This window comes from Roseovarius aestuarii (assembly GCF_019966515.1).
Taxonomy (GTDB): domain Bacteria; phylum Pseudomonadota; class Alphaproteobacteria; order Rhodobacterales; family Rhodobacteraceae; genus Roseovarius; species Roseovarius aestuarii.
Map to the genome: position 1 here is coordinate 83,635 of NZ_JAIMIB010000001.1, position 20,170 is coordinate 103,804.

At 58.5% G+C, this 20,170-nt stretch carries 19 protein-coding genes, 1 tRNA gene and 1 pseudogene; 12 read left to right on the forward strand and 9 right to left on the reverse strand.

What is annotated here, in order from left to right; genetic code table 11:
• Positions 1-9: 9 nt before the first annotated feature.
• Positions 10-2,859: a helicase-related protein gene (locus LC334_RS00400; protein WP_085798268.1), complete on the reverse strand. Its 2,850-nt coding sequence runs from the start codon at positions 2,857-2,859 to the stop codon at positions 10-12.
• Positions 2,860-2,878: 19 nt separating this feature from the next.
• The gene (locus tag LC334_RS00405; protein WP_085798269.1) at positions 2,879-3,442 is read right to left on the reverse strand and encodes a tetratricopeptide repeat protein; all 564 of its coding nucleotides are present in this window, start codon (positions 3,440-3,442) and stop codon (positions 2,879-2,881) included.
• 70 nt (positions 3,443-3,512) lie between these two features.
• Between LC334_RS00405 and LC334_RS00410 the strand changes: the two genes are divergently transcribed.
• Positions 3,513-3,803, forward strand: a complete 291-nt coding sequence (locus LC334_RS00410) for an SCP2 sterol-binding domain-containing protein (RefSeq protein WP_085798270.1) — start codon at positions 3,513-3,515, stop codon at positions 3,801-3,803.
• Positions 3,803-4,666: pseudogene (locus LC334_RS00415) on the forward strand (alpha/beta hydrolase); the annotation flags it as partial. The gene LC334_RS00410 and the pseudogene LC334_RS00415, both read left to right, overlap by 1 nt.
• A gap of 76 nt (positions 4,667-4,742) precedes the next feature.
• On the opposite strand, the gene LC334_RS00420 reads toward LC334_RS00415, so the two are convergent.
• A complete protein-coding gene (locus tag LC334_RS00420) occupies positions 4,743-5,573 on the reverse strand; it encodes a fumarylacetoacetate hydrolase family protein (RefSeq protein WP_085798272.1) in 831 nt (276 codons plus the stop codon).
• A gap of 95 nt (positions 5,574-5,668) precedes the next feature.
• On the opposite strand from LC334_RS00420, the gene LC334_RS00425 reads away from it, so the two are divergent.
• The 3 genes from LC334_RS00425 to LC334_RS00435 all read left to right on the forward strand — a co-directional run bounded on the left by LC334_RS00425 (position 5,669) and on the right by LC334_RS00435 (position 10,147).
• Complete coding sequence (locus LC334_RS00425) at positions 5,669-6,670, forward strand: ligase-associated DNA damage response exonuclease (RefSeq protein ID WP_085798273.1); 1,002 nt, start codon at positions 5,669-5,671, stop codon at positions 6,668-6,670.
• The gene (locus LC334_RS00430) at positions 6,667-8,265 is read left to right on the forward strand and encodes an ATP-dependent DNA ligase (RefSeq protein WP_085798274.1); all 1,599 of its coding nucleotides are present in this window, start codon (positions 6,667-6,669) and stop codon (positions 8,263-8,265) included. Before LC334_RS00425 ends, LC334_RS00430 begins: the two co-directional genes overlap by 4 nt.
• 61 nt (positions 8,266-8,326) lie before the next feature.
• Positions 8,327-10,147 carry a M3 family oligoendopeptidase gene (locus LC334_RS00435; RefSeq protein WP_085798275.1) on the forward strand — a complete coding sequence of 607 codons (1,821 nt, stop codon included), beginning with the start codon at positions 8,327-8,329 and terminating at the stop codon, positions 10,145-10,147.
• On the opposite strand, the gene LC334_RS00440 is transcribed toward LC334_RS00435, so the two are convergent.
• The 3 genes from LC334_RS00440 to LC334_RS00450 form a co-directional block, all read right to left on the reverse strand.
• Positions 10,144-11,211: an alpha/beta hydrolase gene (locus LC334_RS00440; RefSeq protein ID WP_223412829.1), complete on the reverse strand. Its 1,068-nt coding sequence runs from the start codon at positions 11,209-11,211 to the stop codon at positions 10,144-10,146. The two genes, LC334_RS00435 and LC334_RS00440, sit on opposite strands and share 4 nt — an antisense overlap.
• Positions 11,212-11,271: 60 nt before the next feature.
• A complete protein-coding gene (gene rpoH / locus LC334_RS00445; protein ID WP_085798276.1) occupies positions 11,272-12,168 on the reverse strand; it encodes an RNA polymerase sigma factor RpoH in 897 nt (298 codons plus the stop codon).
• Positions 12,169-12,327: 159 nt separating this feature from the next.
• Entirely contained in the window at positions 12,328-13,353 is a 1,026-nt protein-coding gene (locus LC334_RS00450; RefSeq protein WP_085798277.1) for an RluA family pseudouridine synthase, read from the reverse strand.
• Here LC334_RS00450 and LC334_RS00455 point away from each other — a divergent pair.
• Complete coding sequence (locus LC334_RS00455) at positions 13,352-13,657, forward strand: DUF6476 family protein (protein ID WP_085798278.1); 306 nt, start codon at positions 13,352-13,354, stop codon at positions 13,655-13,657. The two genes, LC334_RS00450 and LC334_RS00455, sit on opposite strands and share 2 nt — an antisense overlap.
• A gap of 14 nt (positions 13,658-13,671) precedes the next feature.
• On the opposite strand, the gene LC334_RS00460 is transcribed toward LC334_RS00455, so the two are convergent.
• Positions 13,672-13,748: transfer RNA gene (locus LC334_RS00460), tRNA-His, on the reverse strand.
• A 148-nt stretch (positions 13,749-13,896) separates the two neighbouring features.
• Here LC334_RS00460 and LC334_RS00465 point away from each other — a divergent pair.
• The gene (locus LC334_RS00465; protein WP_085798279.1) at positions 13,897-14,085 is read left to right on the forward strand and encodes a DUF6324 family protein; all 189 of its coding nucleotides are present in this window, start codon (positions 13,897-13,899) and stop codon (positions 14,083-14,085) included.
• On the opposite strand, the gene LC334_RS00470 is transcribed toward LC334_RS00465, so the two are convergent.
• Positions 14,080-14,523: an MmcB family DNA repair protein gene (locus LC334_RS00470; RefSeq protein ID WP_085798280.1), complete on the reverse strand. Its 444-nt coding sequence runs from the start codon at positions 14,521-14,523 to the stop codon at positions 14,080-14,082. The genes LC334_RS00465 and LC334_RS00470 overlap by 6 nt on opposite strands.
• Before the next feature lie 512 nt (positions 14,524-15,035).
• On the opposite strand from LC334_RS00470, the gene LC334_RS00475 reads away from it, so the two are divergent.
• From LC334_RS00475 to LC334_RS00495, 5 genes are all read left to right on the forward strand, one after another.
• Positions 15,036-15,578, forward strand: a complete 543-nt coding sequence (locus LC334_RS00475) for a sigma-70 family RNA polymerase sigma factor (protein ID WP_085798281.1) — start codon at positions 15,036-15,038, stop codon at positions 15,576-15,578.
• Positions 15,575-16,276: an anti-sigma factor gene (locus tag LC334_RS00480; protein ID WP_085798282.1), complete on the forward strand. Its 702-nt coding sequence runs from the start codon at positions 15,575-15,577 to the stop codon at positions 16,274-16,276. The genes LC334_RS00475 and LC334_RS00480 overlap by 4 nt, the downstream gene beginning before the upstream one ends.
• A gap of 124 nt (positions 16,277-16,400) precedes the next feature.
• Positions 16,401-16,961, forward strand: coding sequence for a GbsR/MarR family transcriptional regulator (locus LC334_RS00485; RefSeq protein ID WP_085798283.1), 561 nt, complete (start codon positions 16,401-16,403; stop codon positions 16,959-16,961).
• Between the two features lie 60 nt (positions 16,962-17,021).
• Positions 17,022-17,681 (forward strand): DUF4166 domain-containing protein, encoded by a 660-nt coding sequence (locus tag LC334_RS00490; RefSeq protein ID WP_217809093.1) that lies wholly within the window; start codon positions 17,022-17,024, stop codon positions 17,679-17,681.
• Positions 17,682-17,684: 3 nt separating this feature from the next.
• Positions 17,685-19,193 carry a TIGR01777 family oxidoreductase gene (locus tag LC334_RS00495; protein ID WP_085798284.1) on the forward strand — a complete coding sequence of 503 codons (1,509 nt, stop codon included), beginning with the start codon at positions 17,685-17,687 and terminating at the stop codon, positions 19,191-19,193.
• 147 nt (positions 19,194-19,340) lie between these two features.
• On the opposite strand, the gene LC334_RS00500 is transcribed toward LC334_RS00495, so the two are convergent.
• Entirely contained in the window at positions 19,341-20,132 is a 792-nt protein-coding gene (locus LC334_RS00500) for a response regulator (protein ID WP_085798285.1), read from the reverse strand.
• Positions 20,133-20,170: the final 38 nt, after the last annotated feature.

Sequence of the window (20,170 nt, forward strand, 5' to 3'; positions counted from 1 at the left end):
GCGATCCTCTCAGGTCTTGTCCTTCAAGCCCATCAGGGCGGCGGCAAAAGGATTGTCCGGATCAATTCGGTCCTTTTTCTGCGGCTTCGAGGAATAGGTTTTCGCGCCCTTGTCCTGCGGGCGTCCCTGTCCGCCGCGTGGCTTACCTTTGCCCGGCTTACCCCCGGGTTTACCCTGCCCGCGCGGCTTGCCGCCCTGCTGCGGACGATTGCTGCGCGGTTTCGGCGCCCAGCTAAAGGTGTAGTAGACCTCAACCTCCGGCTCGGCAATCGCAACTGATGCGGCGCGTTCCTCCGGGGATGCATCCTCTGCTGTCGCCGGAGCGTCAGTCGGGGCATCAACTGCTGCCACCTGATCTTCCTGTGATACCTCAGCATCAGCAGTCACGGTCTTCTCAATCGCGCTGTCGCTTGCTGCCTCAGGTGACGCGGCTGCGTCGATGGGTTTTTCAACAGCATCAGCGGCCGCCGGTTCAACGGCTTTGACCTTGGCCCGCTCTGCGCGCTCGGCCCGATACCCGAGGCCCTGCATCAGATCGGCGAATTGCTCAAGTGTCATACCGGTGATCGACAGCATGTCGGCCTTGGCCTCGAACCCGCCCCGGCTGTCTTCGACCCTGAGCATGTCCGCAAGCCGCTCCAGCATATCGATCCGGATTGCCCGTTCGCCAGCGGCGCGATAGCCCGACATTGTATGCGCGCTCTGCGCCGACGCATCCGACGCGGGCACGGTCACCAACCCCGGCGGCGGTGCTTCAGGAAACTCCTCCAACCCGTTGGAAAGGGACCACAAAACCAGCCTTAACCGCGTCGGCGCAGGCTTCAGCAAGAGCGGCATGAAGATGGTGAACTGACCAAAGCGGATACCGTGCTTACGCAGGGCACCACGGGCGTCCTGATCCAGCGCTTTGACCTCGTCGGCAACCTCGCCGCGCGGAATGATTCCGAAGTTTTCGACCACGCGAAAGCCAAAGCCGCGGGCAAGCCCACCCAGGGTTTCGTCCCGTTGGATATTCAAGAGCGGTTCAAACAAAGTCGTGACCTTGCGGTCGATAAAATGCTGTAACCGGCGCTGCACTTTTTGCGCAACGTCTGCGCCCGCCTCATCATCGACAAAGGCAACCGCCTGCGGTTTGAGCGGATCAGCACCGGCAACCAGCTTGCCAACGGCATCCTTGCCCCAGACCAACCCGCCCTGCTCGGTAAAATCAATCTCGGTATCGGGCGCGTTATAGAACCGGTCTGCCTTCAGGTGGAAATGCGGCGCCAGCGCCTGCAGGCTGGCCTGGGCAAGCGTCTTGGCTTCCTGTCCTGCTGCACCCTTGTCCTGAATGAACCGGAACCCTTCCAGCCGACCGACGAATTCGCCCTCGACCGTGACGTCACCACTCTCGTTTACTTCGGCCACCATGGCCTCCTTCTGTTTGAGCCGGCGCAGTAGCACGGATGTGCGCCGGTCCACAAATCTTTGGGTCAAACGCTCGTGCAGCGCGTCCGACAAGCGGTCTTCTACCTTGCGCGTTGCATCGCGCCAATGGTTTTCGTCGTCAACCCACCCTTTTCGTTGCGCGACGTAAGTCCAGGTGCGGATAAAGGCCAACCGTGTCGACAATGTGTCAATATCACCATCTGTACGATCAATGCGGCGCACTTGCCGTGCCAGCCAATCATCTGAAATCCTGCCCTTTTCGTGCAAATCACCATAGATAACGCTTAGAAGACCCGCATGTTCCGCCCGGCTGATTCCCCTGAAATCCGGAATACGGCAGACATCCCAAAGCAGCCTGACCGACGGGCCGTCACTGGTTCGCACGCGGATTTCCGCCTGTTCCGCCAGTGTTTTCAAAGCATTCAGGTCATCAGCTTCGCGTCCACGCGCCAGCAATTCGTCCTCGGGCCGCGCCTCAAGCGAGGCAATCAGCGCCTCGACCGAGCCAAATCTGAGGTCTGAATTGCGCCATTCCAGCTTGCGAATGGGGGTGAACTGATGGTCCATGATCGCACGCGCTACTTCATCCGGCAGGTCTGGCGCCTCCCCCGTGACACCAAAGGTACCGTGACTCATCCCGCGCCCGGCCCGGCCCGCAATCTGAGCCAGTTCGTTAGATGCCAAAGCGCGCATCCTTCGACCGTCGAACTTGGTCAGCGACGAGAAAGCTACGTGATTGATATCCAGGTTCAAGCCCATGCCGATGGCATCGGTGGCCACCAGATAATCCACATCGCCATTCTGATAGAGATCCACCTGGGCGTTGCGTGTGCGCGGGCTGAGCGCGCCCATCACCACCGCAGCGCCCCCCTTCTGACGACGCAGAAGCTCGGCGATGGCATAAACGTTATCGACCGAAAACCCGACGATTGCACTGCGCGCAGGCATCTTGCTGATTTTATTCGACCCCGAATAGGTAAGCTGTGACATCCGCTCACGACTCAGAAACTCGACCTTTGGGACCAGCGCCGCTATGGTCTTGCGCATGGTCTGCGCGCCCAGAAACTGCGTCTCGCGCAGCCCGCGCATCTTCAGCAGCCGGTCGGTGAAGACATGCCCCCGCTCGGGGTCGGCACAAAGCTGGATTTCATCAACGGCCACGAAATCCGTACCCATCCCCTCGGGCATCGCCTCGACCGTGCAGACCCAGTATTTCGTGCGTTTGGGCACGATCCGCTCTTCGCCGGTGACCAGCGCCACCACCGACGGGCCGCGAATGGCAACGATCTTGTCATAGACCTCGCGCGCCAAAAGGCGCAGCGGTAACCCGATCACGCCGGTCCGATAACCCAACATCCGTTCGATCGCGTAATGGGTCTTGCCCGTATTCGTGGGCCCCAGCACCGCCAGGACCCGTGACTGTTCGGCCATCGGCCTGCTCCTGTCGGTATTAGAGGTCCTCACCGTCCAGCGATTCACCCAGTCGTTCCAGAACTTCGGCTAAATCCCTGTAATGCGGGTGGATTTCTGCTGCTCTCTCATACGCTTCATAGGCCATATTCGGGCGGTCCAGCTCTTCGAGAACGACACCCAGCCCATAAATCGCCTCGAAATGACGCGGCCTAAGCGCCAGCGCGCGCTCCAGATCGTCAATCGCAGGTCCGTAAAGCCCGGCCCGCGTAAAGGCGACGGCGCGTAAATGCCAGCCTTCGGCGAAGTCCGGCGCATGATCGGTCAGAGCCGTCAGATGCTCAATCGCGGTACGGTTTTCGCCCGCTTCAAGCGCATCGCGACCCCGTTTCAGAAGCAGGTCCATCGCAGACGAGCCCGATTTCGACAGTTCCAGCACGATTTCATTGCCGATTTTGACCGCCTGCTCGGCCTCGGCCTCTTGCAATTCCGAATAGAGCCGCTCGAGACGGGCCTGTTCCACAGCAAAACAAGGTATGGAAAACCAGACTGTTGCCAGAAGTGCCGTAAGGATATTCTTGAGGAAGTGATTCAGTGCGCTCATAACAGCGTAGAGTTTAGCGTGCGCAGCCGGAAATCAAACCCCCGGCGTGTCAAAATTGGAGGAAGCGCAAATGAGCGACGTAATCACATCCGCAGTGGCGGCCCTGAACGACAAAATGGGCGGTGACGGATTTTCAGGCACAGCCAAGTTCGTGATCGAAGGCGAAGGTGCCATCATGGTGGACGGCGATGGCGCCCGTGCGGGCGATGACGAGGCAGAGGTAACTCTTTCTGCCGACACCGAAACTTTTCAATCTATCCTCGATGGTGATCTTGACCCCACTGCTGCCTTCATGTCGGGCAAACTTAGCGTTGACGGTGACATGGGGATGGCCATGCAACTGGGCGGTGTACTGAGTTGATGGAAAACGCACCCCTGTTTTCGGAGATCGCCGACGGACCAGACGGCGGCGAGGCCTGGTGGCTGAAAACCGATGACGGGGTGCGCATTCGCGTGTCGGCCTGGGCGAGAGACGCACAAAAAGGCACGGTACTTCTGTTCCCGGGCCGCACTGAATATGTCGAAAAATATGGCCGGACAGCGTCTGACCTGGCTGAGCGTGGCTATGCAACCTTTGCAATCGACTGGCGGGGCCAGGGATTGGCGGATCGTCTGGTCAGCGATGCGATGGCGGGCCATGTCATCCATTTCAACGACTACCAGCGCGACGTGGCCGCGATGGTTGCCGCCGCGAAAGAACTTGATCTGCCGAAACCTTGGCACCTGCTGGCGCATTCGATGGGTGGGTGCATCGGCCTCAGGGCGGTAATGGACGGCCTGCCTGTCAATTCCTGTGCCTTCTCGGCGCCGATGTGGGGTATCCAGATGTCTGAGGCTTTGCGCCCGGTCGCCTGGTCGCTTTCGTGGAGCGGCCGTCGACTTGGCATGGGGCATATTTTTGCGCCCGGCACCTCATCGGAAAGCTATGTCCTGGTCGAACCTTTTGAGACCAACAAGCTAACGAATGATCGCGACAGCTATCAGTTCCTGATTGATCAAACCCGGGCGCAGCCTGCCCTCGGGCTGGGCGGCCCAAGCCTGCGCTGGCTCTACGAGGCGCTGCGGGAATGCCGCGACCTGTCCCGCCTTCCCTCGCCCGATCTACCCTGCGTGACATTTCTGGGCACGGACGAGCAGATTGTTGATGTTCCGCGTATTCACGAACGCATGGAAAACTGGCGCGGGGGCCAGCTTGAGCTCGTCGACGATGGCAAGCACGAGCTGCTGATGGATAACAGCGATATTCGCCATCGTGCGGTCCACGCATTTTGCGATATGTTTGACAACAGTCCCGAGGTTTCTAGGAATCCATCGTCACGGTCTGCCGCTGGCGGCCAAGCCCGGAAATCTCTAGGGTCATCACGTCGCCTGCGCGCAGGAAACGGGGCGGGTTTTTTCCCATTCCTACCCCGGGCGGTGTGCCGGTGGCGATCACATCACCGGGAAGAAGACTCATCATCCCGCTCAGATACGATATGATCTGAGCAACAGAAAAGATCATCGCACCACTATTGCCGGTCTGCATGCGTTCACCGCTGACATCCAGAGACATATCAAGCGCCTGCGGGTCCGCTACCTCGTCAGGTGTCACCAGCCAAGGCCCGATCGGTCCGAACGTGTCGCAGCTTTTACCCTTGGTCCACTGGCCCTTGCGTTCGGTCTGAAAATGCCGCTCGGACACGTCATTGACGATGCAATAGCCTGCTACATGGGTCAGCGCATCCGCTTCACTCACATATTTCGCGCGTTTTCCGATCACCACGCCCAGTTCGACCTCCCAATCCGATTTTGCCGATCCGCGCGGCAGGCTAACAGTGTCATTGGGTCCGATGATCGACGACGTGGCCTTCATGAAAACGATCGGCTCGGGCGGTGGTTTTAACCCGGCCTCAGCCGCGTGGTCCGAAAAATTCAGACCAATACCAATAAACTTGCCCGTGCCAGCAATCGGCGGCCCGAGGCGCGGATTGCCCTCGACCAGGGGCAGGCTTTCGGGATCGGTTTGAGGCAAATCGGCCAGAACATCGCCCGCCAGATCGCCCACATGCTCCGACAGATCACGCAGCCTTCCCTGGGTATCCAGAACGCCAGGTTTCTCTTGCCCCGCGTCGCCATATCGCACAAATCGCATATCCCGCCCTCTTCGAATGTTTGCGCTATCAGCATAGGCAACGAGCGGCCCACCGCAAGTCTGGCCATCTGCGACAAACGGTCTACCCTAGCATCATGGTTCTGACGTTCACCCCGAATGGCATCTACTGCCCTGCTGGCGATTTCTATATCGATCCTTGGCGACCGGTTGATCGCGCACTTATCACCCATGGTCATTCGGATCATGCCCGCCCCGGCCACGCCCGCTATCTGAGCACAGACATCGCCGCCCCAATCATCCGGCACCGCTTGGGCGAGATCGAACTAGAGACCATAACTTATTGTGAAAAAAAGGATATCAGGTCAGCGAGTGTATCGTTTCATCCGGCAGGGCACGTTCCCGGCTCAGCCCAGATCAGAGTCGAGGTCGCGGGCGAGGTCTGGGTGGTGTCAGGTGATTACAAGGTCACGCCGGACGCGCTCTCAACCCCGTTCGAGCCAGTGAAATGCCACGCCTTCATCTCGGAATGCACCTTTGGCCTACCTGTCTTCAAATGGCTCAAGGACGACGTGATCAAAGACGAGATCAACCAGTGGTGGGCGGATAACAGGGCCCAAGGGCGTGCCAGCCTGCTGGGGGCCTATTCACTTGGCAAGGCGCAGCGTGTCCTCGGTTTGCTTGACCCCAATATTGGCCCGATCCTGACCCACGGCGCGGTTGAGAACACCAATATCGTGATGCGCAATCAAGGTCTTACGCTTCCGGATACTATTCATGTGACGCCCGACACCGACCCCAAACAGTATCCCGGGGCACTGGTGCTAGCCCCTACTTCGGCGCTCGGTTCGACCTGGGCACGCCGTTTCGGCGCCCAGTCGACAGCCTTCGCCTCGGGCTGGATGCGATTAAGGGGAGTACGCCGACGACGTGCAGCAGATCGCGGCTTTGTCCTGTCGGATCACGCGGATTGGGACGGGCTGAACAATGCCATCGCCGAGACTGGCGCGGAAAAAATATTCGTGACGCACGGGTACACAGATATTTTCGCGCGCTGGCTGGGCGAGCGCGGCTATGACGCTGAAATCGTCCCGACGGAATTCACCGGTGAAACCCTTGATGACGGGGATACCGAATGAAACGCTTTGTCGCGCTTTATGCTGCCATCGACCAGACCACCAAGACCAGCGCCAAGGTGGCGGCGCTGGCTGATTATTTTGCCACCGCTCCTGACGCCGACAAGCTCTGGACTATCGCGCTCTTTTCCGGCCGCCGCCCGCGTCGTGCAATCACCACCACCAAACTGCGCGAATGGGCCGCCGAACGGGCGGGCATCCCGCTTTGGCTCTTCGAGGAAAGCTATCCCATCGTTGGTGATCTGGCGGAAACCATCGCGTTGGTCCTGCCACCGCCCTCGGCTATGCAGCGGCGGAGCCTGTCGGACTGGATCACGTATCTGCGCGCGCTGGAACGCGTCGGGGAAGAGGATCGAAAAGCCGCCATTCTTACAGCATGGGACCAGATGGAAACCACCGAACGGCTGGTCTTCAACAAGCTGCTGACAGGCGGGTTTCGTCTGGGCGTCAGCCGCAAGCTGATGACCCGCGGACTGGCACAAGCCACCGGACAGGACGAGGCCGAACTGGCACACCGCCTGATGGGGGACTGGCAGCCCGACACGACAAGCTACAATGCGCTGATCATGGCCTCCGATCCGTCTGCGGGCCTTTCGCGCCCCTACCCCTTCTGCCTGGCCCACGCACTTGAGGGAGTGCCCGACGATCTGGGGCCGCCGCAGGACTGGCTGGCCGAATGGAAGTGGGACGGTATCCGCGGCCAGATCATCCGGCGCGGTGGCACGCAGTTCACCTGGTCTCGCGGGGAAGAATTGATGACTGACCGTTTTCCGGAATTCGCCCGGCTTTGCGATTATCTGCCCGACGGCATAGTTCTGGACGGCGAAATCCTGGCCTGGGATCATACCGCCGACGCCCCCCTGCCCTTCAGCGATCTGCAAAAGCGTATTGGCCGCAAGACAGTGCCGAAAAAGCTGTTGAAAGACGCGCCCGCCATGCTGATCGCCTATGACTTGCTGGAACACGACGGCCGGGACCTGCGCGACCATCCCTTTACCGAGCGGCGCACGCGGCTTGAGAGGTTGCTCAGCACGGTGCCCGACGAGGCGCCAGTTCGACTGGCGCCCTTGCTGCCGAATAACGATTGGGCAGCGTTGGCTGATCTGCGCAATGACGCGCGTGACAAACGCGCCGAGGGGTTGATGCTTAAACGCGGCGCGAGCCCCTACCACGTGGGCCGCAAGAAGGGCGACTGGTGGAAATGGAAACTTGATCCGCTGACCATCGACGCCGTGATGATCTATGCCCAGCAAGGCCACGGACGACGCGCCAACCTCTTTACCGATTTTACCTTCGCGGTCTGGAACGGGAACGAACTGGTGCCCTTTGCCAAGGCCTATTCCGGCCTGACCGATGCCGAGTTTCGCAAGATCACCGCATGGGTCCGCAAGAATACGATCGAGCGGTTTGGTCCCGTACGGCACGTCACGCCCGAGCATGTGTTCGAAATCGCGTTCGAAGGCATCGCCGCATCAAAACGGCATAAATCCGGCGTCGCCTTGCGCTTCCCGCGGATGGCACGCTGGCGTCACGACAAATCCGCCGCACAGGCCAATACGCTCGGTGATCTGAAGGAGATGCTGGCGCAATATGGTTAACCGGGGTTGAGACCCACGCCGGTCCCGCCTATGTCAGATCAAACGCCAATAGGAGAAGCATATGTTGCGCAAAATTCAGCCCGTTTTCGATGCCACCGACGCCAGCGGTGGAAAGAGTTTGGGTGATTTGCCGGAATGGGATCTGAGCGACCTTTATGCCTCCGAAGACGCGCCCGAGCTCGAACGCGATCTGGCTTGGCTGGAGAAAGCCTGCGCGGACTTTGCTGCCGATTACGAAGGTAAACTCGACACGCTCGATGCGGCGGGCCTGCTGCAATGCATCCACCGCGACGAGAAGATCAGCAACATCGCCGGTCGTATCATGTCCTATGCCGGGCTGCGCTATCACCAGCTGACTACCGATGGCGGGCGCACCAAGTTCTTGTCGGATTGCCAGGAAAAGATCACCAATTTTACCACGCCGCTGGTGTTTTTCACGCTGGAACTGAATCGTCTGGATGAAGACCGCCTGACAGCGATGTACGCCGAAAACGCCGATCTCGCCCGGTACGAACCGGTGATCCACCGTATCCGTGCGATGAAGCCGCATCAGCTGAGCGATGAACTGGAAAAACTCCTGCACGATCTGGGCGTTGTGGGCGATGCCTGGGAGCGGCTTTTTGATGAAACCATCGCCGGTCTCAGCTTCACGGTTGACGGCGAAGAGCTTGGTATCGAAGCCACGCTGAACCTGCTCACCAAACAGGACCGCGCCAAACGCGAGGCCGCCAGCCGTGAGCTGGCACGGGTCTTTGGCGAAAACATCCGCATCTTCGCCCGCGTCCACAACACCGCCGCCAAGGAAAAAGAGGTGCTTGATCGCTGGCGCAAGATGCCCACAGCGCAGACCGGCCGGCACCTCAGCAACGATGTCGAAGCGGAGGTAGTCGAGGCGCTGCGCAATGCGGTTGTGGCCGCCTACCCCAAACTCAGCCATCGTTATTATGAGCTTAAGCGCAAATGGCTGGGGCTGGACGTGATGCAGGTCTGGGACCGCAACGCGCCCCTGCCCATCGAGGATACTAAAACCGTCGACTGGACCGGCGCCCGCAAGACCGTGATGGACGCCTATTCCGCATTTGATCCGCGCATGGGTGAGCTGGCGCAGCCCTTCTTCGACAAGGGCTGGATTGACGCGGGCGTAAAACCTGGCAAGGCGCCCGGTGCCTTTGCCCATCCGACCGTGACCAATGTCCACCCCTACGTGATGCTCAACTATCTGGGCAAGCCGCGCGATGTGATGACCTTGGCGCATGAACTGGGCCACGGCGTGCATCAAGTGCTGGCCGCCGACCAGGGCGAGCTGCTGTCGTCAACTCCGCTGACCCTGGCCGAAACCGCGAGCGTGTTCGGAGAGATGCTGACCTTCCGCGCCATGCTGGATAACGCCAAGACCGATCAGGAACGCAAGGTCCTGCTGGCGGGCAAGGTCGAGGATATGATCAATACTGTCGTCCGCCAGATCGCGTTTTACGATTTTGAATGCAAACTGCACGCTGCCCGTCGCGAAGGCGAGCTGACACCGGATGATATCAACGCGCTCTGGATGTCAGTTCAGGCCGAAAGCCTTGGGCCCGCATTTGAGTTCATGGACGGTTACGAGCGTTTCTGGGCCTATATCCCGCACTTCGTGCACTCGCCCTTCTACGTCTACGCCTACGCGTTTGGCGACGGGTTGGTAAACGCGCTTTACGCGGTTTACGAGGAAAATCCAGACGGTTTCCAGGACAAGTATTTCGACATGCTGAAAGCGGGCGGCTCAAAACACCACAAGGAATTGCTGGCGCCCTTCGGCCTCGACGCCTCGGATCCAACCTTCTGGGACAAGGGGTTGAGCATGATTTCAGGCTTCATCGATCAGCTTGAAGAAATGGAAAACTAGGGCTGCTTGTGCAGGACGATAAAGTCGTTCATCCACCTGCCCTGCCGCTCGGATTGTGAAATCAAACCCTTCAGCAATTGCACGGCAGCGGGCGAGGTAACGGGCACAATGTGGTTCAGGCCTTTTCCGTCTGACACTTCGGAAAAATCAACCACTCTCACACCCAGCCCCTCGACCGCTTCCGGGCTATCGACAACCCCCAGCCGGGGTTTGCGGCCACTCAGCAATGCCGAAAGGCCCAATGCACGATCCTGCTGCGAGGTGAAAATCAGGAACGGCTGCGGAAGTTTTCCAATGGCCTCGGCCTGACGGCGGAAAAGGTCCGGGTCAATATCAGGCGACATCAGCACAACGCCACCGATCCGGTTCAACAAACGCCGGTCCCCTCGCAGGGCGGCCTGACGCAGCACTTCCATCGTCAGGTGCGAGCCGACAGAATGCGCCAACAAAAAAACCTTTTCGCCGGGCGCAGCCGTCAGCGACTGCAGCACATGTTCTAGATCGTCCCGAGCAAAGAGCACACTGTCGCGATCATAAACATAGCCGCGCGGATCACCCGCCGACGGCCATGAGAACAAAACCGCCGGGTTGCCCTGGTCAAAATCTGTACGAATCTGTGCTAGTCGGTACATCGCTTCGGACAACGTGTTGTTGTAGCCGGGCACAAACACCATGGTCTCATTCCCCGGAGTGGCCCGCTGAACGCTCCGCGCCATCGCCCCTGCGTTGCCGAAGCGTAGCGTATCGGTCAAAAGGAAATCTGTGCGGGCGTCGGGCGCGTTCTTTGCCCACTCGATCTGCCCAACTTCATGGGTGGGCGGAACAGAGATATCAGCCCGGAAGTAATTCAGTTTCTTGGCGCGGGCCGCCCCAAAGGCTGGCCCCGTGTCATCGAGCGATCGAGTGGTCGCCACATAGATCGATTGTATCGTGGCCGAAGGGTGCGGTTGTCCGTGTTTGGCTGCGTAACGCGGTGTACAGGCGACGACCGACAACAGGCAGAACACCAGGACGGCCTGTAATCTGGCCCGCTTTATCGCCGAAACCCTACCCATATCGAACATCAAAAAACCTCTCCCGGTTGCCCGGCAGAGGTTACTTTGAAATACAGCCGTCTTAAAGGGTCAAGCCTTCGCCAGCATGCCCTTTTCCTGCGCCAATCCGCGCATGCGCTTTTGCAGCTTTTCAAAGGCGCGCACCTCGATCTGGCGGATACGCTCGCGGCTGACGTCGTATTCGGCGCTCAGATCTTCTAGCGTGATGGTCTTGTCGCTCAACCGGCGTTGGGTCAGGATGTCGCGTTCACGGTCATTCAGCACATCCATCGCCTCGGCCAGCAACTCGCGCCGCGCCTCCAGCTCGTCACGCGCCTCATAGTCGCCCGCCTGATCGGCATCTTCGTCTTCCAGCCAATCCTGCCATTGCATGGTCCCTTCGCCTTCGGAGCCGACGGTAGCGTTCAGCGATGCATCCCCACCGGACATCCGGCGGTTCATACTGATCACTTCATCCTCGGTCACGCCCAGATCGGTCGCGATCTGCTTGACGTTATCGGGATGCATATCGCCATCCTCCAAGGCACCGATCTTGGCCTTGGCTTTGCGCAGGTTGAAGAACAGTTTCTTTTGTGCGCTCGTCGTGCCGAGTTTCACAAGGCTCCACGATCTGAGGATGTATTCCTGAATGCTGGCACGGATCCACCACATGGCATAGGTCGCCAGCCGGAAACCGCGTTCCGGATCAAAACGTTTCACCGCCTGCATCAGACCCACATTGGCCTCCGAGATCACCTCGGCCTGCGGCAACCCATAGCCGCGATACCCCATGGCAATCTTTGCCGCCAGACGCAAGTGGCTCGTGACCATACGATGCGCCGCCTCGGTGTCTTCCTTTTCGACCCAGGCTTTGGCCAGCATATATTCTTCTTCCGGCTCCAAAAGCGGGAATTTGCGAATTTCCTGCATGTACCGGTTCAAACCGCCTTCGGGCGTCGGTGCCGGCAAATTCTTATAATTACTCAAGCTTCTGTCCCTCCCAATGTTTAGGGTGTTAACATCAATGTAGGGTCGCCATAATGCCCGTTCAAGGCACGTGAACTGAATAGTTTAACAAATTATGAATGCACAGTTGCCATTTTGCGAGACCAACCTCTGCATTTTCACACAGAAGTGCGAAAAACTTCAGCTTTTCAGCGCTGTAATGAGATCGGCCATATCTTGCGGAATAGGCGCCTCGAACCGAATTTCTTTTTTTGTTACAGGATGTTCAAATCCCAGAACTGCCGCATGCAGCGCCTGTCTGGGGAAATTTCGCGCCGCCTCGATCCCCGCCTCCGACAGAGATTTCAATGGCAACTTTCGCCGCCCGCCATAGGTCGAATCCCCGATCAACCCATGACCCGCATGCGCCATATGTACCCGGATCTGGTGGGTGCGGCCGGTCTCAAGCCAGCATTCGATAAGGGCCGCCACCTGGGGTTGGCCAAAAGCATCAACGATCCGCGCGCGCGTTACCGCGTGACGGCCGCCCTCGAAGCGCACCGCCTGTTTTTGCCGGTCGGTCCGGTGCCGCGCCAGTTGAGTGGTGATCCGCATGATGTTGCCAGGCTCGAAACTGACGCCCCTGATGCCCCGCAGCCGCGGATCGCTGGCATCCGGCGTACCATACACAACAGCGCGGTAGTAGCGTTCAACGCTATGGGCTTCAAACTGCGCGGCCAATCCGTGATGCGCCTGATCAGATTTAGCAACCACCAGTAAGCCACTGGTATCTTTGTCAATTCTGTGAACAACTCCAGGCCGTTTTGCCCCACCCACACCCGAAAGATCATCACCACAGTGATGCAAAAGCGCATTGACCAACGTCCCGCCCGGCGTTCCCGGCGCCGGGTGCACCACCATACCCACGGGCTTGTTAATCACAATCAGATCGTCATCTTCAAAGATGATATCGAGTGGTATGTCTTCGGGGCCTATATGACTTTCGATCGACTCGGGAATGTTGATTTCGGCAATGTCACCTTCTGTGACTTTGGCCTTGGGGTCCGTCACTAGCGCACCGTTTACCGCCACCTGCCCGCCCGCGATCAGCCGGCCCAACCGCGTGCGTGACAGGCTTGCGGCCTCTGGCACATCCCGCGAAAGCGCCTTATCAAGGCGCGCAGGTGGATCGGCGGCGATCCGGACGAGAAGCGGTGTGGAACCCATGAATAACAGCCCTGAGACGCAACCGGTCGATCCGGCCCTGGTGAAATATCTGCGTATACTGGTCACCGTTCTGACCGTTACGATGATTCTGGGTTTCATAGTGATCGTGGTGCTGTTTGTCACCAAGTTCTCGGATGCGTTCAGTGCGGATCTGCCCGATGTGATCACCCTGCCAGATGGCAGCGTGGCTACGGCCTTCACCCAAGGAAAGGGCTGGTACGCGGTGGTAACAGACGGCAACAAGATACTGATATACAATCAGAAAACGGGCGACTTGAGTCAAACCATCGCGATCGAACACTAAGCGAAAATTTAGGGTGGTACCACCTCCCCGGCTCGAACGGGGGACCTCTTGATCCACAATCAAGCGCTCTAACCAACTGAGCTAAGGCGGCACTACTGGGCGATGTAGCTTTTCAACCGGCAAAATGCAAGCCCGATGCACCGCAAAACCAGTGTAAAAATCAGAATTTTCCGGCCGGGCTGACGCCTTGCCAAACACCGGCAAAACCAGTACCTGAACCGCTGACAAAGGAGGCCACCATGGGCATCAATTCGGAAAGCGACATCGAAGCAAATCTTCAGATCGGCCCTACCGATCAAGGCATGGTCCGCCTCTACATCGAAGCGCAAAGCATTGAAATACCAATGGACTTCACCCCCGAAGAAGCAGAGGAGATCGCCTCGGAAATTCTCTCCGCCGCGAAGATTGCCGACAGCCGCAAATCATAATTCAGGATCGCGAAGCGCTTTCAGCCTTCGCCCTGCGTGACGGGCAAACTTACGGGTCAGAACGGCGCGGCGTGCCGCCGCAAGCCGCGTTTCCGACCCCATGCGGATGATCTCGGCATTATAGGCGTCAGCGATGATCAGACCGGTACCTTCAGGCAGCAGGTCCGTCGGAAACTCCTCATCCACGGCCCAGAAATACCGATCGCACCATTCCAGATAGCCTTCCCATTTGGCATCCGACGTAAAATCCACCCGGCTGGATTTACACTCGATCACCCAGATCTCACCCTTCGGGCCAAGCGCCATCACATCAACGCGCTTACCCCGCTCGGGTGTGAATTCCTCAATCGAAACAAAGTCATACTCAAGTAAATGACGGCACACACCGCGTGCCAGCATCTGCCCGGGCATCAGGAGTTTATCGCTCAGAACGTCCATGCCGGAATTATGAACAAAAGATGAACATTTGCAACCCCTTGCCGCCAGACTAGGGACACACTAGGTAGGGAACTGGCGGGTTCTGCGCTTCTTGTGAACGGTTGCATTCCGGTGGCCTTAAGCAATTCCGAGGGAGCTGGCTCTGTCCGGGCCCTGGTCCGGTTACCCGGCGCCCACCTGTATATACAGGTCCTCGGGAATGAGATAACCCCACGGTCCGCGCGGTCCCGCCACTTCTAACTTCCCGAGAAACAGAGCAAACGCGCCGTTCCCGCAGGCAAAACGCGACCGAGTTAGGTCCCCCAAAGGCCGTGTAGCCGGAACGCCAGCCTATGTCTTGCGCCAAAGGCGCGCCGGTTGGTTGTCGCACTGATCGCAATTTTCGTAGCTAAAACTGATCCGATCTCGCCCGGCTGCGTATCCATGTCATTGGATATCAGTTTTCAACGCGCAGGGCTTATTTTGAAACTTGTATTTGCTCCGTCGCGACCGGCTTGCAGGAGAATGCCCAGATGAGCTCACTCGAAGAGATCGAAGCACTGATCGGGAAAACCTCTCTGGGGGACCGTCATGCCTTTTCCAGGCTCTATGATCTAACGCATGCGAAACTTTTTGGCGTCTGCCTTCGTATCTTACATGACAGGGCTGGCGCCGAAGATGCTCTGCAAGAGACATATATGAAAATCTGGCGCCATGCCGAAAGATACGCAACCAAAGGCACAAGCCCGATGACCTGGCTGATCACCATCGCGCGGAACACCGCCATCGACAAGCTGCGCGCCCATCGCGACAGCGAGGATCTCGATGGAGTCGTTGAAACGCTGGCCTCTTCCGGGCCGACACCGGAACAGGTTGCAATCGCCAGCGGCGAAGTTGGACGCATCAACCACTGCCTGGATCAGTTAGAGGAACCGCGCGGCAAAGCGGTTCGAGGCGCCTATCTTGAGGGCCTGAGCTACGCAGAACTGTCCGAAAAACTGAGCGTGCCGCTCAATACGATCCGGACATGGCTGCGGCGCAGCCTGATCAGTCTGAGGGAGTGTATGGACCAATGACCGACGCTGATCCGCCCGACCGCGACGACAACCTGCTGGCGGCAGAATATGTGCTGCGCCTGCTCGACGCCGACCAGGAGCGCGCCTTTGAGGCGCGACTGGCGCATGAGCCTGATTTGATGAAAGAGGTCAACGCCTGGGCCGAGAGGTTGTCGGGCATGGACACGGAGTTTGCGCCGGTTAACCCGAGGGCAGCTGTCAAAGCCGAGTTGATGCAACGCCTCTTTGGTGCGCCCGAGTCCGCTGTGCCCTTCTGGCAAAAACTGGGATTGTGGCAGGGGCTCAGTTTTGCCTCGCTAGCGCTGGCAGGATTCTTCGCTTGGCAGGTGGTACAGTTCGGACCCATCGACACGCCTGCGCGCGGCCCGCTTTATGTTTCGGAAATCGCCGCGGAAGATCAGTCCCTCCGGGTTTTGGCGGTGTATGACAGCACAGTAGGGGAACTGCAGATCAATCGTACCGCCGGTGCCGCCGCAGCCGGCCGCGCACTGGAATTATGGGCGATTGCAGAGGGTAATGCACCGGTTTCGTTGGGCGTACTGCCCGACACCCAAACCGCAGGCCTGCTCCTGCCCGAGGAATTCCGCGCCGATGTGGCAAGCCTGACGTTGGCAATATCGGATGAACCGCCGGGCGGATCACCGACCGGACAGCCCACCGGCGCCGTACTGGCCGTCGGGACGGTGACGGAACTGTAAATAGATAAGAGACGGGCCACCCTATTGGGTTTTCGGGCAGAGCCGAAAACGGGGTTCCAGCCATTTTTTTGTGGCGCAGGTGCCGTCACTTGACATTCATACAGCAATAACCGATATTTCTGTTATGACAGAAATTAAAGACATATCAGATTCGACCGCTAAGGATCAGTTCATCCTTTACTGGGGCGACATGGGCGGGCAATGGGGTGTGAACCGTTCGGTCGCGCAAATTCATGCGCTGCTCTTCCTAAGCATAAACCCGATGAACGCGGAACAGATATCCGATGCTCTCGGGATCGCGCGGTCAAACGTTTCCAACTCCCTGAAAGAGCTTGTGGGCTGGAAGCTCATCCGCCGGGTGCCCGTCGCCGGTGACCGACGTGAACATTTCATCGCCGAGGTCGATGTCTGGGAAATGGCCATACTGATCGCCCGGGGCCGCAAGGAGCGCGAGATTGATCCGGCGATGGCCGCAATTGAAATGTGCATTCGTCAGGCCGATGACGAACCTGATCTCAATCCGGTTGTTCTGAGCCGAATGAAAGAAATGCAGGAATTCCTGAAAACCGCTGACCACTGGTCCAGCCAAATGCTGTCAGTACCCAAATCCAGACTGAACGCCTTGATGAAAATGGGCGACAAGGTGTTTTCGCTGCTGAAACTGGCTGGCAAGAAATCGGAGTAGTCACCCCTCCTTTTTTTGCTCCTTAATTTCTCTTTATACAGAAATAAACGACAATACTGAATGAGTGATATAATGAAGATGTGCCCTAACTCCCCCGCCAAAGCCCTGCACGCAGATAGCCGCTTTAGCACCCTGCTTGGCCAAAAGGCATGGAACGGCCTACCCGCCGCCATTCGTCGTCGTTTTGGCAAACGATTAAGCGGCGGCGCCAGCATAGCCTATCAGGGCAAGGTCACGTCTATGAAAATGAACCTGGCAGGCAAGTGCCTGGCCCAAATCGCCCGGCTGGTTGGCGCCCCACTGCCCTATGATCTGTCCTCGGTCGGGCAACCCGCGGTCGTGGTCGTGACCGAAGATGCCACGAGCGACGGGCAATTCTGGATCCGCCAATATGGCCGTGCGACCAGTTTCCCGCAGGTCGTCCACAGCTTAAAACGTTTTTCTGGTCCTACCAGGCTTGAGGAATATGTGGGCTTTGGCATCGGCATGGCCCTGCGGATCGAGGCCGAGGCCAACGCGTTGCTTTTCAAAAGCGATCACTATTTCCTGCAGGTTCTCGGATATCGGCTGCGCTTGCCGCGTCTGCTCAGCCCCGGCGCGCTGGTGATCGGACATCACGATCTGGGCGATGGCCGCTTCGTCTTTTCCCTAAGCCTCACAAACCGCCTGTTCGGAGAATTGATCCGCCAGGACGCCCTCTTCAACGATTCCAAGGAGTAAGTCATGGATAACCCTCTTCTCTGGACCCTGATTGCCGTTCAGGTTTTCATGGGCGCATTCGACACGCTGGTGCATCACGAAGGAACCGAGCGACTGGCCTGGCGGCCCTCGCAGAAACACGAGCTGCGCCTGCATGGCGTGCGCAATTTCTTCTATGCGCTGATCTTCCTGTGCCTTGCCTGGTTCGAGCCGCATGGCGTATTCACGATGATCCTGGCGGGTATTCTGCTCACTGAGGTTCTGATCACCTTGTGGGATTTTGTCGAAGAGGATCTGACCCGCAAACTCCCGGCGTCCGAGCGGATCAACCATACGCTTCTGGCCCTAAACTACGGCGCCATCCTTGCGCTCGCGACGCCATATCTTTGGGAATGGGCGTTCCTGCCGTCTGAGATGGTGCCCGTAAGCTATAGCTGGTGGAGCGTGATGGCTACGGCATCTGCCATCGGTGTTGGCCTGTTCAGTGCCCGCGATCTGCTGGCGGCGGCGCGCAGCGACCGGCTTGACCGGGGCGATCCGGCCGATCTGGTCGCCGCGCTGAAACCCCGGCAGCATATCCTGATCACCGGCGGCACCGGGTTTGTCGGCAGCCGTCTGGTACAAGCGCTTGTCGCCGCCGGACATTATGTCACCGTTCTGACACGCGACCCGCGAAAAGCGGACGCGCTTGTGCATCCTGTCAGGATCATCTCCCGCCTTGATCAGGTCCAGAATGAAGATCATTTCGACGCGATCGTGAATCTAGCCGGGGAACCCATCGCCAACGGGCTTTGGACGGTGGCAAAGCGCAGACGCATCATTGCCTCCCGGGTCGAGATGACTCAGGCGTTGATAGCGCTGGTCACACGGCTGCACCACAAGCCCGAATGCTTCATAAACGGCTCGGCCATCGGCTGGTACGGGCCGCAAGGGGACACCGAGCTTACCGAAGCATCGAACCCGGCTCCGGCCTTTACCCATGACGTCTGTGCAGCGTGGGAAAAGGCAGCGCTGCCGATCACTGATCACGGCGTGCGATTGGTGGTGCTGCGTATCGGCCTGGTATTTGGCGTTGATGGCGGCATGCTGGCGCGACTGCTCACCCCGTTTGAGTTCGGCGGCGGTGGTATCATCGGCGACGGACAGCAATGGATGTCGTGGATCGAGCATGATGACTTGATCCGCGTGATCGCCTTCGCGGTCGGCAATCCGCAGATCGGCGGCCCTATCAATGCCGTCGCGCCAAAGGCAGTTCACAATGCCCAGTTTTCACGCGATCTTGCCGCTGCGTTGCATCGTCCATTGTTCCTGCGATTTCCCGCGTGGATACTGAGCCTGGGACTGGGTGATATGGCGCGCGAAACCATGCTCAGTGGGCAATACGTGCGGCCGAAGACACTTCTCGACCACGGCTTCGTGTTCCGGCACCAAATGCTGGCGCCAATGCTGCGCCAGATCACCGGGGCCAGCGGCGCAAAACCTGTTGCCGTCGAAGGTGAGAGTGCAAAACCCGAACCAGCGCGGACGGCCTAACGGCGCGATGGGCACAGCGTATGAGCCATGCGCCCGCGTCCAGCACCGTCCTAAGCAACAAAACCCATGAGGTGGAGGCGGTGGCACCGGTTTCCCGTGCCGCCGCACTCGCTCAATCCAGTTGCCCCAGTCGCGTGATCAACTAAGTCAGTTTGGCCGTATGGGTTGACGTCCGAACAGGCGGGGTCTGCCGCCCTGCAATTCCTCAAGCGCCTCGCTCTCCACCGAGGATGCCGGACCCTCACCGACTTCGACCAGTGAAAACTCTTTGCGTTCCTGATCGTCGATATCGTTCATGAAATCAAACAGCCGGTTACAGGCATTGGAAATTTGCTGAATCGTTGCCTGATATTTAACATCATCATCTCTGATGGTGTACAGATCACGAACGTGCCGCATCATCTTGAAAAGCATAGGCTTTAGTTCATTGGCGCATTCCTCAGTAAAGCTATCAAGCACCGCTTCGACCTTGCTGCGCATCACATGTTGCGTCTCAAGGCTTCGGTTGAGGCTCGCTTTCTGAAGCGCGTTAATGGCGGCGCGCCGGACGGATGCGTTCGACAAATCATCCTTCTTCAGAAAGTCGCTGCAGCCGTTTTTCATCGCGTTGATAGCGATTTCGGTTTGCTCGTCTCCGGTGACCATGATCGTCGCTGCATTCCGGTTACGCGGATCAAACTGTATGGCATCCAGCGCCTGCAATCCGCTTCCATCCGACATGTGATAATCTAGGAAAATCAGATCAAACGCATCTTGCCCCATCGCCGTCCCTAAGGATTCAAGACTATCGGCCTCAGAGATAGTTACGTCAAACTCAAGCTCCTTGCACATGCGCCTGAGACGCGCACGGTCAAATCGCTGATCATCAACGATCAAAATACTCGCGAAGTCCGGGGGTTTTATTGCGACCGTCTGGGCCCTCTGGCGTATTTCCTGCATACTTATCACAGTTCTGCTCCTTGTTCGTGTTGCGACAG

Coding starts and splice junctions, on each gene's coding strand:
- LC334_RS00400 (WP_085798268.1), bottom strand. CDS start 2,859: ATGGCCGAACAGTCACGGGTCCTGGCGGTGCTGGGGCCCACGAATACG.
- LC334_RS00405 (WP_085798269.1), bottom strand. CDS start 3,442: ATGAGCGCACTGAATCACTTCCTCAAGAATATCCTTACGGCACTTCTG.
- LC334_RS00410 (WP_085798270.1), top strand. CDS start 3,513: ATGAGCGACGTAATCACATCCGCAGTGGCGGCCCTGAACGACAAAATG.
- LC334_RS00420 (WP_085798272.1), bottom strand. CDS start 5,573: ATGCGATTTGTGCGATATGGCGACGCGGGGCAAGAGAAACCTGGCGTT.
- LC334_RS00425 (WP_085798273.1), top strand. CDS start 5,669: ATGGTTCTGACGTTCACCCCGAATGGCATCTACTGCCCTGCTGGCGAT.
- LC334_RS00430 (WP_085798274.1), top strand. CDS start 6,667: ATGAAACGCTTTGTCGCGCTTTATGCTGCCATCGACCAGACCACCAAG.
- LC334_RS00435 (WP_085798275.1), top strand. CDS start 8,327: ATGTTGCGCAAAATTCAGCCCGTTTTCGATGCCACCGACGCCAGCGGT.
- LC334_RS00440 (WP_223412829.1), bottom strand. CDS start 11,211: ATGTTCGATATGGGTAGGGTTTCGGCGATAAAGCGGGCCAGATTACAG.
- LC334_RS00455 (WP_085798278.1), top strand. CDS start 13,352: ATGAATAACAGCCCTGAGACGCAACCGGTCGATCCGGCCCTGGTGAAA.
- LC334_RS00450 (WP_085798277.1), bottom strand. CDS start 13,353: ATGGGTTCCACACCGCTTCTCGTCCGGATCGCCGCCGATCCACCTGCG.
- LC334_RS00465 (WP_085798279.1), top strand. CDS start 13,897: ATGGGCATCAATTCGGAAAGCGACATCGAAGCAAATCTTCAGATCGGC.
- LC334_RS00470 (WP_085798280.1), bottom strand. CDS start 14,523: ATGGACGTTCTGAGCGATAAACTCCTGATGCCCGGGCAGATGCTGGCA.
- LC334_RS00475 (WP_085798281.1), top strand. CDS start 15,036: ATGAGCTCACTCGAAGAGATCGAAGCACTGATCGGGAAAACCTCTCTG.
- LC334_RS00480 (WP_085798282.1), top strand. CDS start 15,575: ATGACCGACGCTGATCCGCCCGACCGCGACGACAACCTGCTGGCGGCA.
- LC334_RS00485 (WP_085798283.1), top strand. CDS start 16,401: ATGACAGAAATTAAAGACATATCAGATTCGACCGCTAAGGATCAGTTC.
- LC334_RS00490 (WP_217809093.1), top strand. CDS start 17,022: ATGAGTGATATAATGAAGATGTGCCCTAACTCCCCCGCCAAAGCCCTG.
- LC334_RS00495 (WP_085798284.1), top strand. CDS start 17,685: ATGGATAACCCTCTTCTCTGGACCCTGATTGCCGTTCAGGTTTTCATG.
- LC334_RS00500 (WP_085798285.1), bottom strand. CDS start 20,132: ATGCAGGAAATACGCCAGAGGGCCCAGACGGTCGCAATAAAACCCCCG.